At 41.2% G+C, this 18,297-nt stretch carries 17 protein-coding genes; 6 read left to right on the top strand and 11 right to left on the bottom strand.

What is annotated here, in order from left to right; translation table 11 throughout:
- Positions 1–113: 113 nt before the first annotated feature.
- From EGM47_RS13860 to EGM47_RS13815, 9 genes are all read right to left on the bottom strand, one after another.
- Positions 114–596 carry an ABC transporter ATPase gene (locus EGM47_RS13860; RefSeq protein ID WP_124981423.1) on the bottom strand — a complete coding sequence of 161 codons (483 nt, stop codon included), beginning with the start codon at positions 594–596 and terminating at the stop codon, positions 114–116.
- Between the two features lie 386 nt (positions 597–982).
- The gene (locus EGM47_RS13850) at positions 983–1,897 is read right to left on the bottom strand and encodes an AraC family transcriptional regulator (RefSeq protein ID WP_124981421.1); all 915 of its coding nucleotides are present in this window, start codon (positions 1,895–1,897) and stop codon (positions 983–985) included.
- 67 nt (positions 1,898–1,964) lie between these two features.
- Positions 1,965–2,174, bottom strand: a complete 210-nt coding sequence (locus tag EGM47_RS13845) for a hypothetical protein (protein ID WP_124981420.1) — start codon at positions 2,172–2,174, stop codon at positions 1,965–1,967.
- Positions 2,175–2,179: 5 nt separating this feature from the next.
- On the bottom strand, positions 2,180–2,782 hold the full coding sequence (locus EGM47_RS13840; RefSeq protein WP_124981419.1) for a hypothetical protein: 603 nt from the start codon (positions 2,780–2,782) through the stop codon (positions 2,180–2,182).
- A 6-nt stretch (positions 2,783–2,788) separates the two neighbouring features.
- Positions 2,789–3,580, bottom strand: coding sequence for a (Fe-S)-binding protein (locus tag EGM47_RS13835; protein ID WP_124981418.1), 792 nt, complete (start codon positions 3,578–3,580; stop codon positions 2,789–2,791).
- Between the two features lie 99 nt (positions 3,581–3,679).
- Complete coding sequence (locus EGM47_RS13830) at positions 3,680–4,108, bottom strand: LNS2 domain-containing protein (protein WP_124981417.1); 429 nt, start codon at positions 4,106–4,108, stop codon at positions 3,680–3,682.
- A 4-nt stretch (positions 4,109–4,112) separates the two neighbouring features.
- The gene (locus tag EGM47_RS13825) at positions 4,113–5,468 is read right to left on the bottom strand and encodes a (Fe-S)-binding protein (RefSeq protein WP_124981416.1); all 1,356 of its coding nucleotides are present in this window, start codon (positions 5,466–5,468) and stop codon (positions 4,113–4,115) included.
- Between the two features lie 6 nt (positions 5,469–5,474).
- Positions 5,475–6,428: an MlaD family protein gene (locus EGM47_RS13820; RefSeq protein WP_124981415.1), complete on the bottom strand. Its 954-nt coding sequence runs from the start codon at positions 6,426–6,428 to the stop codon at positions 5,475–5,477.
- Between the two features lie 73 nt (positions 6,429–6,501).
- Complete coding sequence (locus EGM47_RS13815; protein WP_124981414.1) at positions 6,502–7,596, bottom strand: N-acetylmuramoyl-L-alanine amidase; 1,095 nt, start codon at positions 7,594–7,596, stop codon at positions 6,502–6,504.
- Between the two features lie 141 nt (positions 7,597–7,737).
- On the opposite strand from EGM47_RS13815, the gene EGM47_RS13810 reads away from it, so the two are divergent.
- Together EGM47_RS13810 and EGM47_RS13805 are read left to right on the top strand one after the other, a co-directional pair.
- On the top strand, positions 7,738–10,524 hold the full coding sequence (locus EGM47_RS13810) for a putative LPS assembly protein LptD (RefSeq protein WP_240642485.1): 2,787 nt from the start codon (positions 7,738–7,740) through the stop codon (positions 10,522–10,524).
- A 751-nt stretch (positions 10,525–11,275) separates the two neighbouring features.
- Positions 11,276–11,743: a hypothetical protein gene (locus EGM47_RS13805; protein WP_124981413.1), complete on the top strand. Its 468-nt coding sequence runs from the start codon at positions 11,276–11,278 to the stop codon at positions 11,741–11,743.
- Positions 11,744–11,761: 18 nt separating this feature from the next.
- On the opposite strand, the gene lon is transcribed toward EGM47_RS13805, so the two are convergent.
- On the bottom strand, positions 11,762–14,224 hold the full coding sequence (lon, locus tag EGM47_RS13800) for an endopeptidase La (protein WP_124981412.1): 2,463 nt from the start codon (positions 14,222–14,224) through the stop codon (positions 11,762–11,764).
- Positions 14,225–14,498: 274 nt separating this feature from the next.
- Here lon and EGM47_RS13795 point away from each other — a divergent pair, with 274 nt between their 5' ends.
- From EGM47_RS13795 to EGM47_RS13780, 4 genes are read left to right on the top strand one after another with little or no spacing between them, the layout of a single operon-like run.
- Positions 14,499–15,050, top strand: a complete 552-nt coding sequence (locus tag EGM47_RS13795; protein ID WP_240642484.1) for an RNA polymerase sigma factor — start codon at positions 14,499–14,501, stop codon at positions 15,048–15,050.
- The gene (locus tag EGM47_RS13790; RefSeq protein WP_124981411.1) at positions 15,043–15,648 is read left to right on the top strand and encodes a hypothetical protein; all 606 of its coding nucleotides are present in this window, start codon (positions 15,043–15,045) and stop codon (positions 15,646–15,648) included. The genes EGM47_RS13795 and EGM47_RS13790 overlap by 8 nt, the downstream gene beginning before the upstream one ends.
- On the top strand, positions 15,632–16,732 hold the full coding sequence (locus tag EGM47_RS13785) for a hypothetical protein (RefSeq protein WP_124981410.1): 1,101 nt from the start codon (positions 15,632–15,634) through the stop codon (positions 16,730–16,732). The genes EGM47_RS13790 and EGM47_RS13785 overlap by 17 nt, the downstream gene beginning before the upstream one ends.
- Before the next feature lie 30 nt (positions 16,733–16,762).
- Complete coding sequence (locus EGM47_RS13780) at positions 16,763–17,491, top strand: head GIN domain-containing protein (RefSeq protein WP_124981409.1); 729 nt, start codon at positions 16,763–16,765, stop codon at positions 17,489–17,491.
- A gap of 48 nt (positions 17,492–17,539) precedes the next feature.
- Here EGM47_RS13780 and EGM47_RS13775 read toward each other — a convergent pair whose 3' ends face one another.
- Positions 17,540–18,187, bottom strand: a complete 648-nt coding sequence (locus tag EGM47_RS13775; RefSeq protein ID WP_164510901.1) for a class I SAM-dependent methyltransferase — start codon at positions 18,185–18,187, stop codon at positions 17,540–17,542.
- Positions 18,188–18,297: the final 110 nt, after the last annotated feature.

Genomic DNA, 18,297 nt, shown 5'->3' with positions numbered 1-18,297 from the left:
GAAAGCTGATAAATTTAAGTCAAAAATTGAGCGTGTTTTACACGGGTTATCCCACCGATAAATATTAGAATAATCAAAATGAAATACGCCCTGGGCCTTTAGAAAGTATCAGATCAAAAAAATCTGGAATGCCAACTCTCACTGGCAGGAACTTCCCAATGTTCCTTGTACTCCCCTACCGTCTGAACTAAGTTGTTGAATACGATAGTTTTAGGCGAAACAGATTTGGCCTTGGCCATTTTTTTAAAGTCAGCTAATTCTTTATGTGCCACATAAGGACCGTTCTTAAAAGTCACGTTCATCTTGTCCATCAAATCAACCCCAAAGGCTTTTTCAATAGACTGGATAAAATGTACACTAGCATCAATGGAACATCCGGTTGCACCGGCATGAGACTGATCTAGGCCTATCACGATAAAACGGTTATACGGATACTCTACTCCAGCTTTTAAATCTTTGCCGTGTGCGGTCCATTGCTGTAGAAAATTGTCCATCTGCGGCTTGAGCTCATTGAGTTCGTCTGTAGTAAAAGGCCTATTGGCCTGATAAATCCATACCCGGGCATCATCCGGTAGGTCTTTAAAATTTGCTCTCATTATTATGCTTTCTTTCTATGGTAACGAAAAGAATACGCCATCAATCCGCCAAAAATCAGGGTGTTCATTATAAATTTGATCCAATAAAAATCTCCACTATCCCACAGATCAAAACCTGCCATCCCGCAGGCATAAAATAGCCCCATCAGTAAACCAATCCTGATCAAGGATCCTATAGGGCGTTTTTTTATGAGGCATGGATCAGACATCTTTCTTTCCCGGGTTATAATCAACTCGTTATTTACCATTCTTGATCTGTAAAGTTAAGGATTTGCCATGAGTTTGATAAAAGGAGTAAAAGGTTTCCTGCGTTGCATACGAGATCACCAATACAGCCAACCTGAATGATTCATCAGCACGGGCTTTTGTTGATGTTTGTCAATTGATCACCCCACTATTGGAATGTAAAAGTCAACGATGGCTTTCTTCTGTGGATGTTCATTGAAATTATTGTGATGGATCTCAAAAGGTTCTTTATCTGCCATTTGATAACCTTGTTCATTCATCCATACAAATAATCCTGTCCACGCTTGTTCAAACTCATTTACCCCTATTGTATAAGCAGACTTGATATACTTACCTTCAGGAATTGTACGCCTCCCTATTTGACCTTCTGGTGCCATGGGTTCGTCAAGTAATATACAAGCACTGATACGGACCTTTTCAGGGGAAGTAAATTTAAAACTGTCGTGATATACGGTGACCATTTTGGAATGATCGTTCATCAATCCTTTGCTTATCGCCCATTGTACCAGGTTATGATAGGCCTGCGGAAGATTGCTTACTCCTAAACTGGAAATGTAGGCCAGCTCCATGGAAGGAATGTTGGTAATTGTAATAGTTGCATTCATCTGTATCCATTTTTTTAGTTTGTCGATGGTACAAATGTATTTTTCGTGAGTTAGATTGTCTTGTCCATTCTTGCGGTCCAGTTGTCCGATCTTGCTAAATCTCTGGTAATTTTGATCCTTGAACTGCGTAGGACTGATATTAAAATAATTTTTGAAAGCCTTGGAAAACGAAGTACTATCGGCAAAGCCATAGGTATGGGCTAATTCTCCTACAGGTGTATCTCTATGCAGCAAATCCGCAGCCGATTTCTCCATGCGCCTTTTGGTCACATAGTCATTCAACGTCATATCAGTCATGAATTTAAAAATACGGTGAAAATGATACGGCGAGAAGTAGGCCTGACCCGCTAAAACCTCAAGGTTTAAATCTTCCCCAAGATTTTCATCGATATATTCAAAAACACGTTGGATACGTTGCTGATAATTGGCTTGTTGTTGTTTATCACGCATGACTGGCTTTAAAAGAAGGTGTAAGCATGTCTAACATTGTACCAACTCAAATGTTACCACCAGTTGGCTATTTCTCCTTGTTTTTCCCCCTCATAGACCACCAGATGATTCCAGCGATCAACAGTCCAAACATGAAAAAGTCAATGACAAACTTCAATATACTAAAGGGCTCCTCATTGACAAATTGGTACCAGACTGACATCAATATTGCATAAATCATCCCGCCGAAAGCTGCGGACAATACAATGCTTTTATAATCAAATTTATTTTCTGACAAACCAGTTAATCTATGCGATCTAATACATACATGTTTCGGTACTCCTCAATGCGTGGATCATAGATGTCCAGCTCGCGAACCCTAAATGTATAGGTTTTTTTGTCTTCAATGGCCTGTCTCAGCAAGTCACCATTGTCTACATAAGTCAGCCAAAGGACTTTATGCTGCCTTCCGTTGTCGTCCTTGATCGTCAAAACACTGAATGAATCAGAGGTGAGTTTCTGAACGCTGCCAGTGATTTCCTCAAAGGTTTCATAGCTATCTCCAGTTTCTTCATCATCATAATCCATGTTTATGAAAATTTCAAGAAAGCTAGGGCAATTCGCTACCATATTTAAACCTACAGCTTCACCAAACTCTTCCAAAATGGCCTCGTTCATAAAATCAAGACCTTGACTGTTATAGTACTTTACATCTTTACCGTAGGCAGCGGCCATGCATTTACCTAATTCTAACTCGGCTTGGGCTTCGGTTTTAATGTTATCTATTTTCTCGATACACGTGCAGGTATCTGTTGATAATTTACTAATAGCTTCTTCGCTCGGTTGTTGTGCATAGGTGCCTGTAAACACGAGCAAACAAATAAAAAGGGTAATAAAATTTCTCATAATCAATTATAAATCTTCAGCTGAGGCGATCATCTCTGCAATATCAAGAACCTCAACTTGTCCTTCTTTTTCTGCAGCTTTGATTCCATCACTCATCATTGTATTACAGAACGGACAAGCTGCTGCAATGACATCTGCCCCTGTTTCCAGTGCTTCTTCCGTACGCTCGATATTAATATCTTTTTTTCCTTCTTCAGGTTCTTTGAACATTTGGGCACCACCTGCTCCACAGCACAGACCATTGCGACGGCTACGCTTCATCTCCAATAATGCAGCATCCAGTTTTTCGATCAATTCCCTGGGTGCCTCATAAATTTCGTTGGCTCGTCCTAGATAGCAGGGGTCATGGTAAGTTATTTTCTTACCCTTGAATTTGCCTCCTTCGATGGTAAGTTTTTCATCAGCGATCAAACTTTTAAGGAAAGAGGTGTGATGAATCACTTCATAATTCCCTCCTAGTTCAGGGTATTCATTTTTCAGCGTATTAAAACAGTGAGGACAAGCCGTAACGATCTTTTTGATTTCGTATCCATTCAGGGTTTCTATATTCATCATCGCCTGCATCTGGAATAGAAATTCGTTTCCAGCACGTTTAGCAGGATCCCCTGTACAACTCTCTTCTGCTCCTAATACCGCAAACTCTACGCCCGCCTTGTTCAATAATTTGACAAAGGCTTTGGTAATTTTTTTGGACCTGTCGTCAAAGCTTCCGCTGCACCCTACCCAGAATAAAACTTCGGGTTGTTTTCCTTGTGCAATAAACTCTGCTACGGTTGGTACTGTTAAATTGTTGCTCATAGGTTCTTATTCTATACGTCAATCAGGAACCAAATTTGTTTCCCAATGCAAATTTGACAAAACTTCCTGGCTCAAAAGAAAGGAAGCCAATGTGTATGTTTACTTATTATTTTGAAAGACCTCAATGGTTACTTCCTTTTCTACCAAATGAGTAAACTGACCTTTATAGCGAGTAGCGCGTACCATGTGGTTGTCAATCCAGTGGTAGTTTCCTCCTCTAGGTTTACCCATCAATAAACTGTGGTATTTGAAACCATGCTTGTCCAACCAGGCTTCTGTTACTTCTCTGTGTTCTTCGGTTCTTGAGGTAAAGAAACAAATGATATGTCCATCATCGTACCATTCATTCAGGGTTTTCAAGGCATCTGGGAATGGTAAGCAAGTTGCCATGCGCTCTGGTTCCTCATTAGGAACATCTTCTGTTATAGTTCCGTCAATATCAATCAAGTAGTTTTTGACACCTTCCGGCAATACAGGACTTGCCAAGGAACCATCCTCATTTAATGCTTCTTTAAATTGTTCACTCATAATGTTATTCGTTTGCCCAGTTCAGGCGATCCATTTGGTTATAAGGCCATGGTGCTCCATTGTTTTCAATATTACCCATGGTGACATTTAATTCATTAGGCGCCGCACTATTCTCCAGCACAAGGTATCTTCTCATTTCCATGATGATGCTCAATGGATCGATACCAATCGGGCATGCCTCAACACAGGCATTACACGTGGTACAAGCCCATAACTCTTCGGTCAAAATGTAATCGTTTAACAACGTCTTACCATCATCCTTCCATTCCCCTTCTTTATCAATCACTTTTCCTACATCTTCCAAGCGATCTCGGGTATCCATCATGATTTTACGCGGACTTAACTTCTTACCGGTCAGATTGGCCGGACACTCGGCCGTACACCTCCCACATTCGGTACAGGTGTAAGCATTTAATAATTGTACCTGGTTCAGATCAAAAATATCCTGAGCACCCAGACTGGCAGGCTCTTCTTCTGCAGCAGCAGGGTCCGGAGCCGCAAACGGATCTGCATTGGGATCCATCATCATTTTTACCTCCTTGGTCACCGCCTCCATATTGGTGAATTGACCTTTTGGCGTAAGCTTTGCCAGATAAACGTTAGGGAAAGCCAACATGATGTGCAGATGCTTGGACCAGTATAGATAATTCAAAAAGATCAAAATACCTACAATGTGTAACCACCAGCAAGTACGCTCGATCCAGAACAAAGTTTTGAACTCCATTCCTTCAAACAGTGGTGAAATAAATTGGCTTACAGGAAAAGAACCAGCAGCGATATAATGTGTAGCGGCCTCACTGGTAAATCTACCAGCGGCGACACCTTGTTGAATGGCCAGGTCGGCAGCATTCATCGTAAGGAAAAGCGCCATTAATACTACCTCAAAATACAAAATGTAATTGGCGTCATTTTTAGGCCAACCTTTGAGTTCGCGAGCCAAGAAACGACGGATATTCATCACATTCCTTCTTACCAGGAACACAATGACCGACACCAATACCAATAAGGCAAGAATTTCAAAGGTAGCAATCAGAAAGTCATATACTCCACCTAAGTAAGGCGCAAAAATGCGGTGCTGCCCTGTCAGACCATCGATAATGATTTCGAGGACTTCAATATTGATAATGACAAATCCTATATACACAATAATGTGTAGAAGTCCAGCGATAGGACGACGTACCATTTTAGATTGACCTAAAGCTATACGAGCCATTTGTGCAAAGCGTTCCCCTTTACGGTCAGAACGATCTACCTCTTTTCCCAATTTGATGTTGCGAATCATTTTTTTGATGTTGCTCGCAAAATATCCCACACCTCCCACGAGGATCAGGGCAAAAATGATAATAGGTAAGTACTCCATAATTGATTATTGGTCTCGGGATTCTGGTTCTTCATATTCTCCAGGCTTCTTACCGAATACTGAAAAATGTACGTATCGTTTGGGGTTAAGTTTGATATCCTGCAACAGCATCTCAGCCTGACGTGTTGTGCGCTCAAGGTTGGTATATAATTTATCGTCAGTCATCAACTTTCCTAAACTGCCTTTTCCTGAAGCTACATCATCCAAAACTACGTTGAATTTGGATACTGCCATTTCCAGTTCTTTTACCGTTCCAGCTATTTCAACTTGTGCCAAGGTATCAGAGATGGCCGCAAAATTCTTGGTAGTGGTGTCCAGATTGGCAATCGTGCGATCTAGATTCTGGCGGTTATCTTCCAAAAAGCTATTGGCACTTCTAGACAAGCCTCGGATTTCGACCAATGTTCTGTTGACCTCACCCAAACTACTGACAATAGCTGCTCGTGTTTTTGGATTCAAGGTTTTATTCACAGCGGTAAGTACTGAATCAGCACTCACAATCATATGCTCAATTTTATCTTTGAGAGGTAAGAACTCATCCATGACTTGACCTTGAATACCAGAATCGATCTTAGATTTTAAAGTATCACCTGGTTGAGCGGGACGCGCGTTACTCTCAAAATTGGGGACGATGGCCAAGGCTTTTCCACCAATAAGACTAGTGCTATACACAGAAGCTGTACTTTCCGAAGAAAAACTAAAAGACTCATCTACGTGAAATTTTACCAATAACCTTCCAGAAGAATCCAAAAAGTCAATATTGTCAATATTTCCAACCCGTAAACCGTTGATGGTCACAGGAGCAGACTGGGTAAGTCCTTCCACGTTATTATAAACGGCATAAAAAGATCGGTCATCTTTGAGTAGGTTCCGACCTTTGAGATACTGGTATCCAAAAATGAACAACGCAACGGCTGAAACTGTGAGGATACCGACTTTGATTTCTTTGGAGAGCTTCATGAATATAGCCTTTCTGCGAATGTAAAGATAAGGCAAGCCGCATAGATATGAAGTAACAATTTTTTATGAGTTGTTACAACCTTCGACGCACACCGTTCTCGTAAACGACTATAAAGGCTGATTTATAACCTTTTGCCACCGCTTGCTTCTTCAATTCTACAGCGTCTGCCAGGTTAGAAAAATTACCCGTAAAATATCGGTAAATAGACCCATCTTGCTCTCTGGAGATTTCTGGCAATTTCTGAAAATTGTAAGATTTGGGAGCTAATTTATTGCCACTTGCACTAATTTGGACCTTATAAATAGCATTATCTGCCGCCGTTTGAAAGGGCACAGCACCATCTACACTACCAGTATCTACCTGATCTAATATAAAAAGATTGATATCCCTGTTCTTTTGATATTCTAAAATAGCGTCATAAATAGAATGAGCTACCTTCTTTTGACCCGCGCTACTTTTAAGAAAAGCTCGTTCCTCGGCATTAGTGATAAACCCAGTTTCAATTAAAACACTAGGCATATAAGACAATCGCAAAACAGCAAATCCTGCCTGTTTGACTCCGCGATTTTTACGCTTAAGATCTGCTGAAAATCGGGTCTGTACATTGCTGGCCATTTCAATAGAATTATCCAAATATTCCTCCTGGATCATCAGGTTGGTGGCAAAGCTAGAAGGGTCGTTTGGATTAAAGCCTGCATATTTCTCTTCGTAATCTTCTTCCAATAGAATTACAGAATTTTCTCGTTGTACCACCTCGAGATTGTCTGCATTTCGATGGATCCCAAGTACCCACGTTTCATTTCCTTTGGCACTTGTGGCTGCCGCTGCATTACAGTGAACGGATACAAATAAATCGGCCTTGGCATTATTGGCGATGTCAGCCCTCTGGTAGAGTTCGAGAAACTTATCAGTTGTTCTGGTGTAAACCACTTTGATATCTCGATGCGCCTCCAATTCTTTGCCTAACATCTTGACTACGCTCAGTGCAATATCCTTCTCTGCAGTGCGTGCGATATATTTTCCTGAATCCTTACCTCCATGACCTGCGTCCAATACCACTGTAAAAACTTTGTTATTGCTGGTTTTTGTAGAATCGATCGGTATATTTGCCAGCATAAAAACAGGCAGTAACATTTGGGCAATAATGAAGATTTCCTTCGTTTTCATATAGAGAATAAAGCTTATAGCATTGTTTTTTATTAAGTCCGCTTTCGCGAAAGCGAAATGACAAAACAGCTGTAATATTATACGTAGTTTTGACATTTCAAAAACCAGGCCATTCCAATAACGAAAATAGTACAGTCAAGATTGCATACCTACTATAAGCATATCATTTTTATCCTTTTGTTCTTAACAGGTGGTGCAGAACTTATCGCGCAGGAATTACCGCAATCTGGGGAGAAGATTCCTGCACGTGAAAATCAGAAAAACGATTCGCTTATCAATGCCAGGCTAAGGGAATTGAGACAGCAGGAAGTAGACACATCAATTCAGGGGACTGACGCGGCTTTAATGAATTTAAACGGTGTGGTCGTAGATACCAACGATCGTTCTAAAAAAGATACTATTGCGCAAGACAGCGTAAAGAAGAAAAGTTTTCTAGAATACAAAATTGAGTCCAGTGCTACCGATTACAAGCGCATCGATAGACGTGACAATACCATCACTTTGTACAACCAGGCCGAAATCACTTACGGTGATATCAACATCAAAGCCGGAAAAATTGTTATTGATAATAATACCGGCAATATTTACGCCTATGGTATCGTCGAGGATTCAACAGGTGTTTACACCCAAAAACCGGAATTTACTCAAGGCACCAACACGGTAAAGCCTGACTCCATCGTATTCAACAAAGACAGTAAAAAAGCGCTAACCTATAATTCAGTCACCAAGCAAGGCGAATTCAACGTGATTGCCGAAGTAGTCAAAAAAGTCAATGATTCGGTTTTCTTTATGCGCAATGCAAGATTTACTACCTCAAAGGATCCTGAAAATCCTGAGTATTATTTTCTCGCTCGACGTATTAAGATGGTACCAAAGAAAAAGATTGTCACCGGCTTGGTCAATATGTACATTGCCGATGTGCCTACCCCATTGGGATTACCCTTTGCCTTTTTCCCCATGACCAGTGAGCGCAAGAGTGGAATTATATTGCCCTCCTTTGGAAATAACAATACGCAGGGGTATTTTTTACAGAATGGTGGCTATTACTTTGCCGTCAATGATTATTTTGACTTGACCCTGTTGGGAGATTACTTTACCAATGGAAGTTATGGAGCTCGTGTAGAGAGTAGTTATAGAAAGCGGTATAGATTTTCTGGAAATTTGAGGTTCCTGTATGAAAACCAAATCCAAAGTGAGCGCGGATTCTCTGATTTTTCTAAATCTACACGTTATAACTTGAACTGGCAACATTCACAGGATCCGAAATCCAACCCAAATTCCCGATTTAGCGCTAGCGTTAACCTGGGGAGCAGCGAGTTTTTTAGACAGTCCTTTAATCAAATCAATCAGAGCGCAACACTGAACAATACCTTGGCCAGCTCAATTTCGTATAACAAGACCTTTCCAGGAGAACCACAAGTCAATTTGAGTTCGACAGTAAGTGTGCGACAAAATGTCAACCAAGGAACCGTGAATCTGACGTTGCCAACACTACAGGGAAGTGTATCCAGGGTGTACCCCTTTGCTGGTAAGAACGGTTCCAAAAAAGGAATCATCCAAAATGTCAACCTGCAGTATAACGTTCGTGCAGAAAATACCATCAATACCAATGATGAAGACTTTCTTACAGGTCGTATGTTTGACAATGCGGTGATGGGCGTGCGACATAGTGTACCTCTCGCGACCAACTTTAAAATCAGTTATTTCAGTATTAGTGCCAATGCCAATTATGATGAGAACTGGGTGTTTGAAACCATCGATCAGACCTTGGTAGCCAACGACACAGGCGGATTTGCAGTAAGAAGGGATACCATCAATGGGTTTGATTCCTACCGCACCTACAGTTACGGTGCCAGCGTCGGGACTCAGATATTTGGAAACTGGAAATCCGATAACCCTGATGCTAAAATCAAAGCCATCAGACATGTGATCAGACCCAGTATTAGTTATTCCGCCAACCCAAGTTTTGATCAATACTATGAAAGATTACTAGACGAGCGCGGACTTGAGGTGTCAGAGGAAGAGCGTTTTTACAGTAGATTTGAAGGAACTTATGCCGGTGCGCCAGGACGAAATTTCTCCAGCAGTATAGGTATCAGCGTTCAAAATAACATTGAGGCCAAAGTTAGGGATAAGGATAGTACCGCCACCGAACCTAAGAAAATTCAACTACTAAAAACACTCACATTCAACACTGCCTATAACTTGGCAGGAGATAGCTTGAACTGGAGTCCGCTGCAGGTCCGTGGCGTCATCCCTTTAACCAAGAAGATCGATTTGAACTTGGATGCCAATTTTGATCCTTATGCCCTGGACAATAATAATCAACGCATCAATACTTTTAATATCAACAATGGTGGTAGCCTGTTCCGTTTGACCAGAGCTGGTGCAAGGGTTTCTTTTTCATTAAGTGACAAAGACTTCTCCAAAGAGGCCACAGAAGAAGAGAAAAACCCAACAAAATTAAATGATCGTACACTGGCCAACGGTGGTCGGGAGGATGACCTTTTCGGCCAGGCGGTAGACCCCAATGCCGACCTGAATGCTGAACCAGAACAACAGGATGTAAACATAGATGAGCAGCGGTACCGATTTAAGATTCCATGGAATTTGAACTTTGCTTATACCATGACCTACAACAATGCCCAACGGCAGAGTGAGATCAATAATCAAAGTTTAATGGTAAGCGGCGATGTTGAGCTATCCCCCAGATGGTCTGTAGGCGGTAATACGGGATATGATTTTGTGGGTAAAGGAATTTCATTCACAACCTTGCGCTTTCAGCGGGATCTGGAAAGTTTTAGGATGAGTTTTAACTGGACTCCTATAGGTCCTAGAAACAGCTGGTTCTTCTTTATTGGTATCAAAGCCAGTGCTTTGAGTGACATTAAATGGGACCAAAGAAAACAACCTGACCCGCAGTTCTGACCTTTCGTCGCGCTGTATGTTGTTGTTAAGCTTATGCCCCAAGGATAGCAACTCATCCGCCCTATCCGTGTTTCATTCCTATCAATTGTCAACAGGACTTCCCTTTAAAGCAGGGTTTTATGTACCCACTAATGGACATTTCATCACCAAAGGGTATCTCATTATTTTGGAAATCATTTCAATCGAGACGGTCAGCAACTCTACTCATATTTTAATTTTATTGACATTGGGCTGGATTGTGCCCAACTCCAGCTCCTTTCTTCTATACATAAATCTTATATTTCTCCCACAGGAAGTTATACAATCAACAATGGCTAGGAGTGTGCTTGTAAGCTGTTAGTCATTTCTATAGGCATCTTTTACTTCTATATTGATAGCCATATGGTTGGACAGCAACAGAGATAGTCCTGTGTCTATGGTGCTAATAACAAGTCGATATCCATCATAGCAGATTCGTCCAACTTTCAAACCAATCAATTTGGAGTTGTTCGACCGCGAGCTGCTTACCCAGAACGCAGCAGTTTAATATAACAGTTTAAGGGTCAACTGTTTTGGAATAACCCATTGACTTAATTGTACATGACGGAAGTGTGTATACACCATTCAATGAGCCAAAAGGATTTGATTATTCCTCACCATCCTACCCTGTCTTTATTTGCCAAATTATAAAGCTTGTGTTTTTCGGCGCTTTTGTTGTCGTATTTCTTTCACTTATTTTTGGAAGCAAGCATCAACACAAATCCTAACGAATATGCGCCAGCTTCCGTTTGCAGGAATTATTCTTTTGAACCTACTTATAGGTGGTCTGGCTCAAGGCCAGGAAATGCACCTCTACGGGGGTGAAAATCATCAAGTTTACTTGGGTTGTTTGACATGTGAAAGATTTCAGACCAATTCTATATGGAATGCCTTTGGCGAGTACGGTAGCAGTTTTAGTTCGACTTCCATCTGGAATGACCTTAATATTTACGGAGACCCCAATAAGAACTATTCACCTTGGAACCCGCTGAGTACCAACCCGCCGAAAATACTGAACCAACACGGTAAGTTCCTGGGTTACCTTACCGCTATTAAAAATCACAAAGACCGCGCAGTCTTTCCGCTGGCTATACAATTGGTAGAAAACCATCAAAAGATAGCCGCCAATCTAGGTAAATGGTATCAACACCTGATTGTCGAGAAACGCACCTCTATCTTGTTAGATCTGGACGGCAAATAATAAATCCTGACAAAAAATTTATCCTATCAATTCTTTAGGGTTTTTGACTTTTTGTTTGGTCAACGCCAATTCCAAAACTTTGCTCATATCACTCACATAATGGAAAGTCAGACCTTTCAAATACTCAGGTTTGATCTCTTCAATATCCCTGCGGTTTTGTTCACAAAGCAATATTTCCTTGATGCGTGCACGTTTGGCAGCCAGGATTTTTTCCTTGATTCCGCCTACAGGCAATACCTTACCCCTCAAGGTAATCTCTCCGGTCATGGCGATACTCTTTTTGACCTTGCGTTGGGTGAACAAGGATACCAGTGAGGTAAGCATCGTTACACCAGCACTAGGGCCATCCTTGGGTGTGGCCCCTTCAGGTACGTGGATATGCACATTGTATTTTTCAAAAACCACGTGGTCAATACCCAGTTGTTCCGCATTGGCCTTGATGTACTCCATCGCAATGGTTGCACTTTCCTTCATCACCTTACCCAAATTACCGGTAATGGTCAGGTTCCCTTTTCCTTTACTCAGAATAGACTCTATAAAAAGAATGTCCCCTCCCACCTTGGTCCAGGCTAGGCCAGTAACTACACCGGCTACTTCATTGTTTTCATATTTGTCACGTTGCATTTTGGGCGATCCTAACACCTTCAAGATGGTATCATTGGTCGCCTTGACATCGTATTCTTCTTCCATGGCGATGCTTTTGGCTGCATAACGTACCATTTTAGCAATTTGCTTATCCAGCGCTCGCACTCCGCTTTCTCGGGTATATCCTTCAACGATTCTTTCTAATTGAGGTTTACCAATTTTAAGGTGGCTTTTGTTTAGACCATGTTCCTTGAGTTGTTTAGGTAACAAATGCTGTTTAGCGATTTCAACTTTTTCCTCGATGGTATATCCTGTAACATTGATGATTTCCATTCTATCCCTGAGTGCAGGCTGTATGGTCTGTAAACTGTTACAAGTGGCGACAAACATGACTTTGCTCAAGTCAAAGCCCATTTCTAGGAAATTATCATAAAATGCATTGTTCTGTTCAGGATCAAGTACTTCCAACATCGCACTAGAAGGATCCCCATTATGCGACGAGTTACTCAATTTGTCGATCTCATCCAATACGAAGACGGGATTTGAAGTTTTGGCTTTTTTAATACTTTGTATGATTCGTCCTGGCATGGCACCAATGTAGGTTTTACGGTGACCACGAATCTCGGCTTCATCGCGCAACCCACCCAATGAGATACGCACATATTCACGACCCAGTGCCTCGGCCACAGATTTACCTAAAGAAGTTTTTCCTACCCCTGGAGGACCATATAAACATAAAATTGGCGACTTCATATCATTGCGCAGTTTGAGCACAGCCAGATATTCAATAATGCGCTTTTTGACCTCATCCAGTCCATAATGGTCTCGATCGAGGATGCGCATCGCACGTTTTAAATCAAAATTATCCTTGGAATATTCATTCCAGGGAAGGTCCAGGAAGAGGTCCAGGTAATTGCGTTGTATACTGTATTCTGCAACCTGAGGATTCATGCGTTGCATCTTTGCCAGTTCCTTCTCAAAATGCTCCTTCACCTTGTCGTCCCATTTTTTCTTTTTGGCACGTTGGCGCATCTCGTCAACCTCCTGCATGGAAGAAACTCCGCCACCCAATTCGTCCTGGATGGTTTTCATTTGTTGGTGCAAGAAATACTCCCGCTGTTGCTTATTAATGTCCGTTTGAACTTTGGATTGGATGTCGTTTTTGAGTTCGAGTTTTTGGCGCTCGATATTCATGTACCTCAAAGTTTCTAGCGCTCTTTCCTTCAAGCTATTGATTTCCAGAATTTTTTGCTTTTCGGCAACCTTTAAATTCATATTGGAAGCCACGAAATTCACCAAGAAGGAATCCGACTCGATATTTTTAATAGCAAATGAAGCCTCGCTAGGGATATTTGGGCTTTCTTTAATAATTTCAAGGGCCAGATCTTTGATATTTTCAATAATCGTAGCAAACTCCACGTTCTCTCTGGCAGGACGAGCTTCCTGAACTGGTTTTGCCACAGCAGTGATATAGGGATGTTCACTGACGATCTCACCCATTTCAAAACGTTTTTTACCTTGAATAATGACCGTGGTATTTCCATCGGGCATCTTAAAGGTTTTGAGAATCTTGGCGACCACACCAGTTTTGTGGAGATCTTCATAACTAGGTTCCTCAATCTCTTCATCAGTCTGTGCTACCACTCCGATGGCAGAATTGTTTTTATGTGCTTCTTGTAGCAACTTGATGGACCTGTCCCGACCCGCAGTAATGGGTATAACCACTCCTGGAAACAAGACCATATTACGCAAAGGCAGAATAGGAAGGGTATCCGGAACGCTTTCATTGTTCATTTCTTCTTCATCCTCACTGCTCAATAATGGAATAAATTCGGCATCTTGATCCAATTCCTGAAGTGACAAGTTGTCTATATTAAATTTCTTAGTCTTAAACATATCTTCTTTCCTCGCCACAATGTCATTCACTATTGTGACTTATTTTATTTGTTGTTGATTAAATTTTGGTGGGTGATGATGATATCGCTTTCGCGAAAGCGAAAACACCACAAACAATCAACTGTAAATCAATCTACTGCAGCCTCATTAAATTATAATTAATAAAGCCTCATCAATCCGACCACCACACATTATAACGGGAAAATTCAAATTCCTTGCCACGAACTGTAACATGCTAGTTTAATTTGCATCTTTAAGACGTAACACTGACCAAGTGACTTTAACTGCCACCGAAATAGAACTATACCAGCTCTGTGAAAATGGAGATCGCCGTGCCCAAATGCAGGTGTATGATCAGTACGCAAAAGGAATGTACCACGTTGCCCTGCGTATTGTACGAGACACTTCTCAGGCAGAAGATATCATGCAAGAGAGTATGATCACTGCTTTTGCCAAAATGAAGCAGTGGAATCGTGAGGCTACTTTCGGTAGTTGGTTAAAGCGAATCGTGGTCAACAATAGTCTGACCCATTTGAGAAATGAAAAACGAATGCCGACAACAGATTATGAAGAGGTCGCTTACCAAATGGAACAAGTACCCGACCAGCAAATTGACATGGAAGCTGCAGGAATGACTGCCAAAAAAGTATTGAAAGTCATGGATACACTCAAAGAAAGTTACCGTCAGATACTGACATTGAGCCTGATTGAAGGAATGGATAATGAAGAAATATGTGAGATCTTAAATATCTCTAACGCCATGTGCAGAACGACAATCTCACGGGCAAAATCGAGTTTGCGAACTAAAATGGAATGTTATGGGTAAAGGAATGGAAGACTGGTTTTCTAAACAAGATTTTGATCTTGAAAAATTACCAGAAGGACATAGAACCAGGTTTATGGATCGGCTGGATAGCATTTGTGCAGAGCAGGATTCCCTGGAAGAGGATACCGCAATAGCATTGCGCGTGGAACATCGTCAGAATCAGAAGATCAGGACCTTGAACACCACTACGATCATTAAGTGGTCGTTGGTAGCTGGTTTGGCAATTTTGATGGGCTTAACCGTGTTTAATATGGGCGCAACGCCAGAAACTGACCTTGAATTATCCAGCGTTTCTCCTGAGATGGCGCAGGCTCAAGACTTCTTTAAGCGTACCATTGATGCAGAACTAGAGCGGTTGAATAAAGAACAATCACCAGAAACTGAACGTATTATAGCAGATACTAAAGCAGCACTGGACAAGTTGGAAACAGATTATCAAAGCATCAAAAAAGACTTTCAAGTCAATCAAGACAGTAAAGCGGTGATCGCTGCCATGATTACCAATTTCCAAATGAGAATTGATTTATTGGAAACCGCATTAGAACAAATAGAACAACTGAAAACTTATAAAGAAAATGAAAATGAAATATTTATATAAAATCAGCCTCCTCCTGCTGATGCTATTGCCAACCCTGGCTATGGCTACGGATCCCGGCACCGGCAAGTATACCAAGTCTAAAAAACTGAGCAAAAGCTTTACTGTCAACAAAACCTGCATGGTTCATATCGAAAATGAATTTGGTAGTGTTACCATAACCACTTGGAATGAGCCCAGGGTTGCTATGGATATCATGGTAGAAGTGAGTGGTGATGATGAAGAAAACGTAGATCGACAGCTCAGGGAAATCGACGTCAATTTTGAAGCCAGTGCTTCCAGAGTGAGCGCCGAAACAGATACCGACTACAGCACGAGTAGAAACAACAGTTGGACCAGCTGGTTCAGTGGTGCTAAGAACGAAGTGTCTAAAATCAAAATTGATTATATCGTTAAAATGCCAGCTACCTCCTCTCTTGATGTATCCAACGATTATGGCGCTATTGTGTTAGATCGATTGGAAGGTCAAGCCAAGATCAAATGCGATTTTGGACGTTTGGATATCGGACAACTCCTGGCGGAAAACAACGAACTGCGATTTGATTATACCAAGAGTTCGCACATAGATTATATGAAGTCTGGAACCATACGTGCTGATTTCAGTAGTTTTGATCTACATGGGTGTGAGCGAGTCGAATTTAAAGGAGACTACACCAAGGGGAATTTCCACAACACCAACGATCTGAATTTCAACGGCGACTTTTCTACACTGGAATCAGAAGAGGTGAACAGGCTAGTATGCAGGGGTGATTACAGTACCATTAGATTGGGTAAGGTCCATGAAAGCGTTAACTTGAATACAGATTTTGGTTCTATTAACATCGCAGCCTTGCAACCAGGGTTCAAAGAAGCTATCGTGCGCTCAGATTATACGGGTGTGACAATCAGTTATCACCCAGATGCCGAATTCAGTTTTGAAATCGATACTGAATTTGCAGGAATCAAACTTTCTGAAGATCTCAACGTAACCCGATCTGAAAAGGATTCTACCGACAAAAGGAAGTCAGGGTATGCGGGTGGTAATGGTTCAGGAGGAATCATCAACATCAAATCCAGTTTTGGGGGAGTCAGTCTCAAAAGCAACTAATCATTTTAAACCTTCTAAATTTTGAATATCATGAAAAAAATCGTTTATATCTGTGTACTCTTTATGGCGGCTCAAACTGCCCAAGCCCAATGGTGGAGCAACGGCAAGCGGGTGAAAGGCAATGGAGAAGTTATTACTAAAACCTTCAATACTTCTGACTACGAGGGTATTTCTGCCAGAAGCAGTTTTGATATCACCATAATGGAAGGAGAAGAAGGTGAAATCAGGGTTGAAGCAGAATCCAATATCATGGAATATATTGAGATCGAGGTGAATCGTGGAATTTTGAAAATAGGACTGGAAGACCGTATCAACATTACCACCCGAGAAGGAGTAAAAGTTTGGGTTCCCGTAAGACGTATTAGCAGTTTAAGCATGGCTGGAAGTGGTGATATCAGCAGTGAGATCAAACTTAAATCCAGAAACATGGAAATCTCTGTAGCTGGGAGCGGTGATATAGAAACTGAGGTAGAGTGCGCGCAACTTGAGGTGAATATAGCAGGAAGTGGTGATGTAAAACTTACTGGTCGTACAGAGTCACTCAATGCCAGTGTTGCTGGTAGTGGCGATATATCTGCTTTTGGTTTAAAAGCTAACAATGTAGAAGCATCTATCGCTGGAAGCGGTGATGTGTCAGTTTACTGTAATGGTGGCAAACTATCTGCCAGCATTGTTGGTTCTGGAGACCTCAGGTATAAAGGCTCTGCCGACAAAGTAAAAAAGAGTGTTTTGGGCAGTGGAGATATTACGCACATGTAGTCTAAAAGCTGCGCAGTCCAATGACCCCAAATCCAATGATTTGGGGTTTTATGTTTTTGGTCTCGCCACCGTAGCATATTGTGGATAGCGTATATCCATATGTTTAAAAAGCACCGGGATATTATATAAAATAGGTTTGATGGACCTGCTTTTATTCAAACCTTCTTGGCGGATCACTTCATAACCAGCCTCTTCGTACATTCTTTTAATACTTTTTCCTGTAAAAAACCTTAGGTGGGTCTTATCCATCACTCCATGGTCATGATATTTCCAATCCTTTTGAAATATAACTCTCATAAATGTATTGTGGTACCTCACGTTGGGTATTGAACTAACCAAGATACCATCTGGTGCAATTTTAGACTTGAGATGATCAAGTACCTCATACGGATCAACCAGGTGCTCTAGAACATCATTACAGAAAATAACATCAAAATAAGCATCAGGTAGTTTAGATATATGTTTTTCACAAGGTCCAGAAAACACCTTGTCAAGTTTTTTTGCTGCCTGGTTGGCTTGTTCAGGCATATACTCTATACCCCAAATTTCAGCTTTTGTTTTTTCCTTTACCATCCAACCAAATGATCCATCTGCACAACCAATGTCCAATATCCTCGATGGATTATCTGGAAGGTATTTCAGCATTTCGGGTCGTACATTGGCGTAGTAGACTTCTGATTTGTTCTGATAATCCATTTAAATGATTTGGTTAAATTCTAAAGGCTAATGGCTGGCGTGATTAACAGTATTTCCATTTAAATAAGTAAGCTCTTAAAATGAATATCATCATACACGGATCTCGATCA

The sequence above is a fragment of the Nonlabens xiamenensis genome, from assembly GCF_003865345.1.
In the GTDB taxonomy this organism is placed as follows: Bacteria; Bacteroidota; Bacteroidia; order Flavobacteriales; family Flavobacteriaceae; genus Nonlabens; species Nonlabens xiamenensis.
This window is presented reverse-complemented; position numbering and strand designations above follow the sequence as displayed.

Bases quoted from the DNA above. Each gene is read 5' to 3' on its own strand.
- lon (WP_124981412.1), bottom strand. From the start codon at position 14,224: ATGTTTAAGACTAAGAAATTTAATATAGACAACTTGTCACTTCAGGAA.
- EGM47_RS13850 (WP_124981421.1), bottom strand. From the start codon at position 1,897: ATGCGTGATAAACAACAACAAGCCAATTATCAGCAACGTATCCAACGT.
- EGM47_RS13835 (WP_124981418.1), bottom strand. From the start codon at position 3,580: ATGAGCAACAATTTAACAGTACCAACCGTAGCAGAGTTTATTGCACAA.
- EGM47_RS13830 (WP_124981417.1), bottom strand. From the start codon at position 4,108: ATGAGTGAACAATTTAAAGAAGCATTAAATGAGGATGGTTCCTTGGCA.
- EGM47_RS13815 (WP_124981414.1), bottom strand. From the start codon at position 7,596: ATGAAAACGAAGGAAATCTTCATTATTGCCCAAATGTTACTGCCTGTT.
- EGM47_RS13840 (WP_124981419.1), bottom strand. From the start codon at position 2,782: ATGAGAAATTTTATTACCCTTTTTATTTGTTTGCTCGTGTTTACAGGC.
- EGM47_RS13775 (WP_164510901.1), bottom strand. From the start codon at position 18,187: ATGGATTATCAGAACAAATCAGAAGTCTACTACGCCAATGTACGACCC.
- EGM47_RS13820 (WP_124981415.1), bottom strand. From the start codon at position 6,428: ATGAAGCTCTCCAAAGAAATCAAAGTCGGTATCCTCACAGTTTCAGCC.
- EGM47_RS13825 (WP_124981416.1), bottom strand. From the start codon at position 5,468: ATGGAGTACTTACCTATTATCATTTTTGCCCTGATCCTCGTGGGAGGT.
- EGM47_RS13860 (WP_124981423.1), bottom strand. From the start codon at position 596: ATGAGAGCAAATTTTAAAGACCTACCGGATGATGCCCGGGTATGGATT.
- EGM47_RS13805 (WP_124981413.1), top strand. From the start codon at position 11,276: ATGCGCCAGCTTCCGTTTGCAGGAATTATTCTTTTGAACCTACTTATA.
- EGM47_RS13785 (WP_124981410.1), top strand. From the start codon at position 15,632: ATGAAATATTTATATAAAATCAGCCTCCTCCTGCTGATGCTATTGCCA.
- EGM47_RS13790 (WP_124981411.1), top strand. From the start codon at position 15,043: ATGGGTAAAGGAATGGAAGACTGGTTTTCTAAACAAGATTTTGATCTT.
- EGM47_RS13780 (WP_124981409.1), top strand. From the start codon at position 16,763: ATGAAAAAAATCGTTTATATCTGTGTACTCTTTATGGCGGCTCAAACT.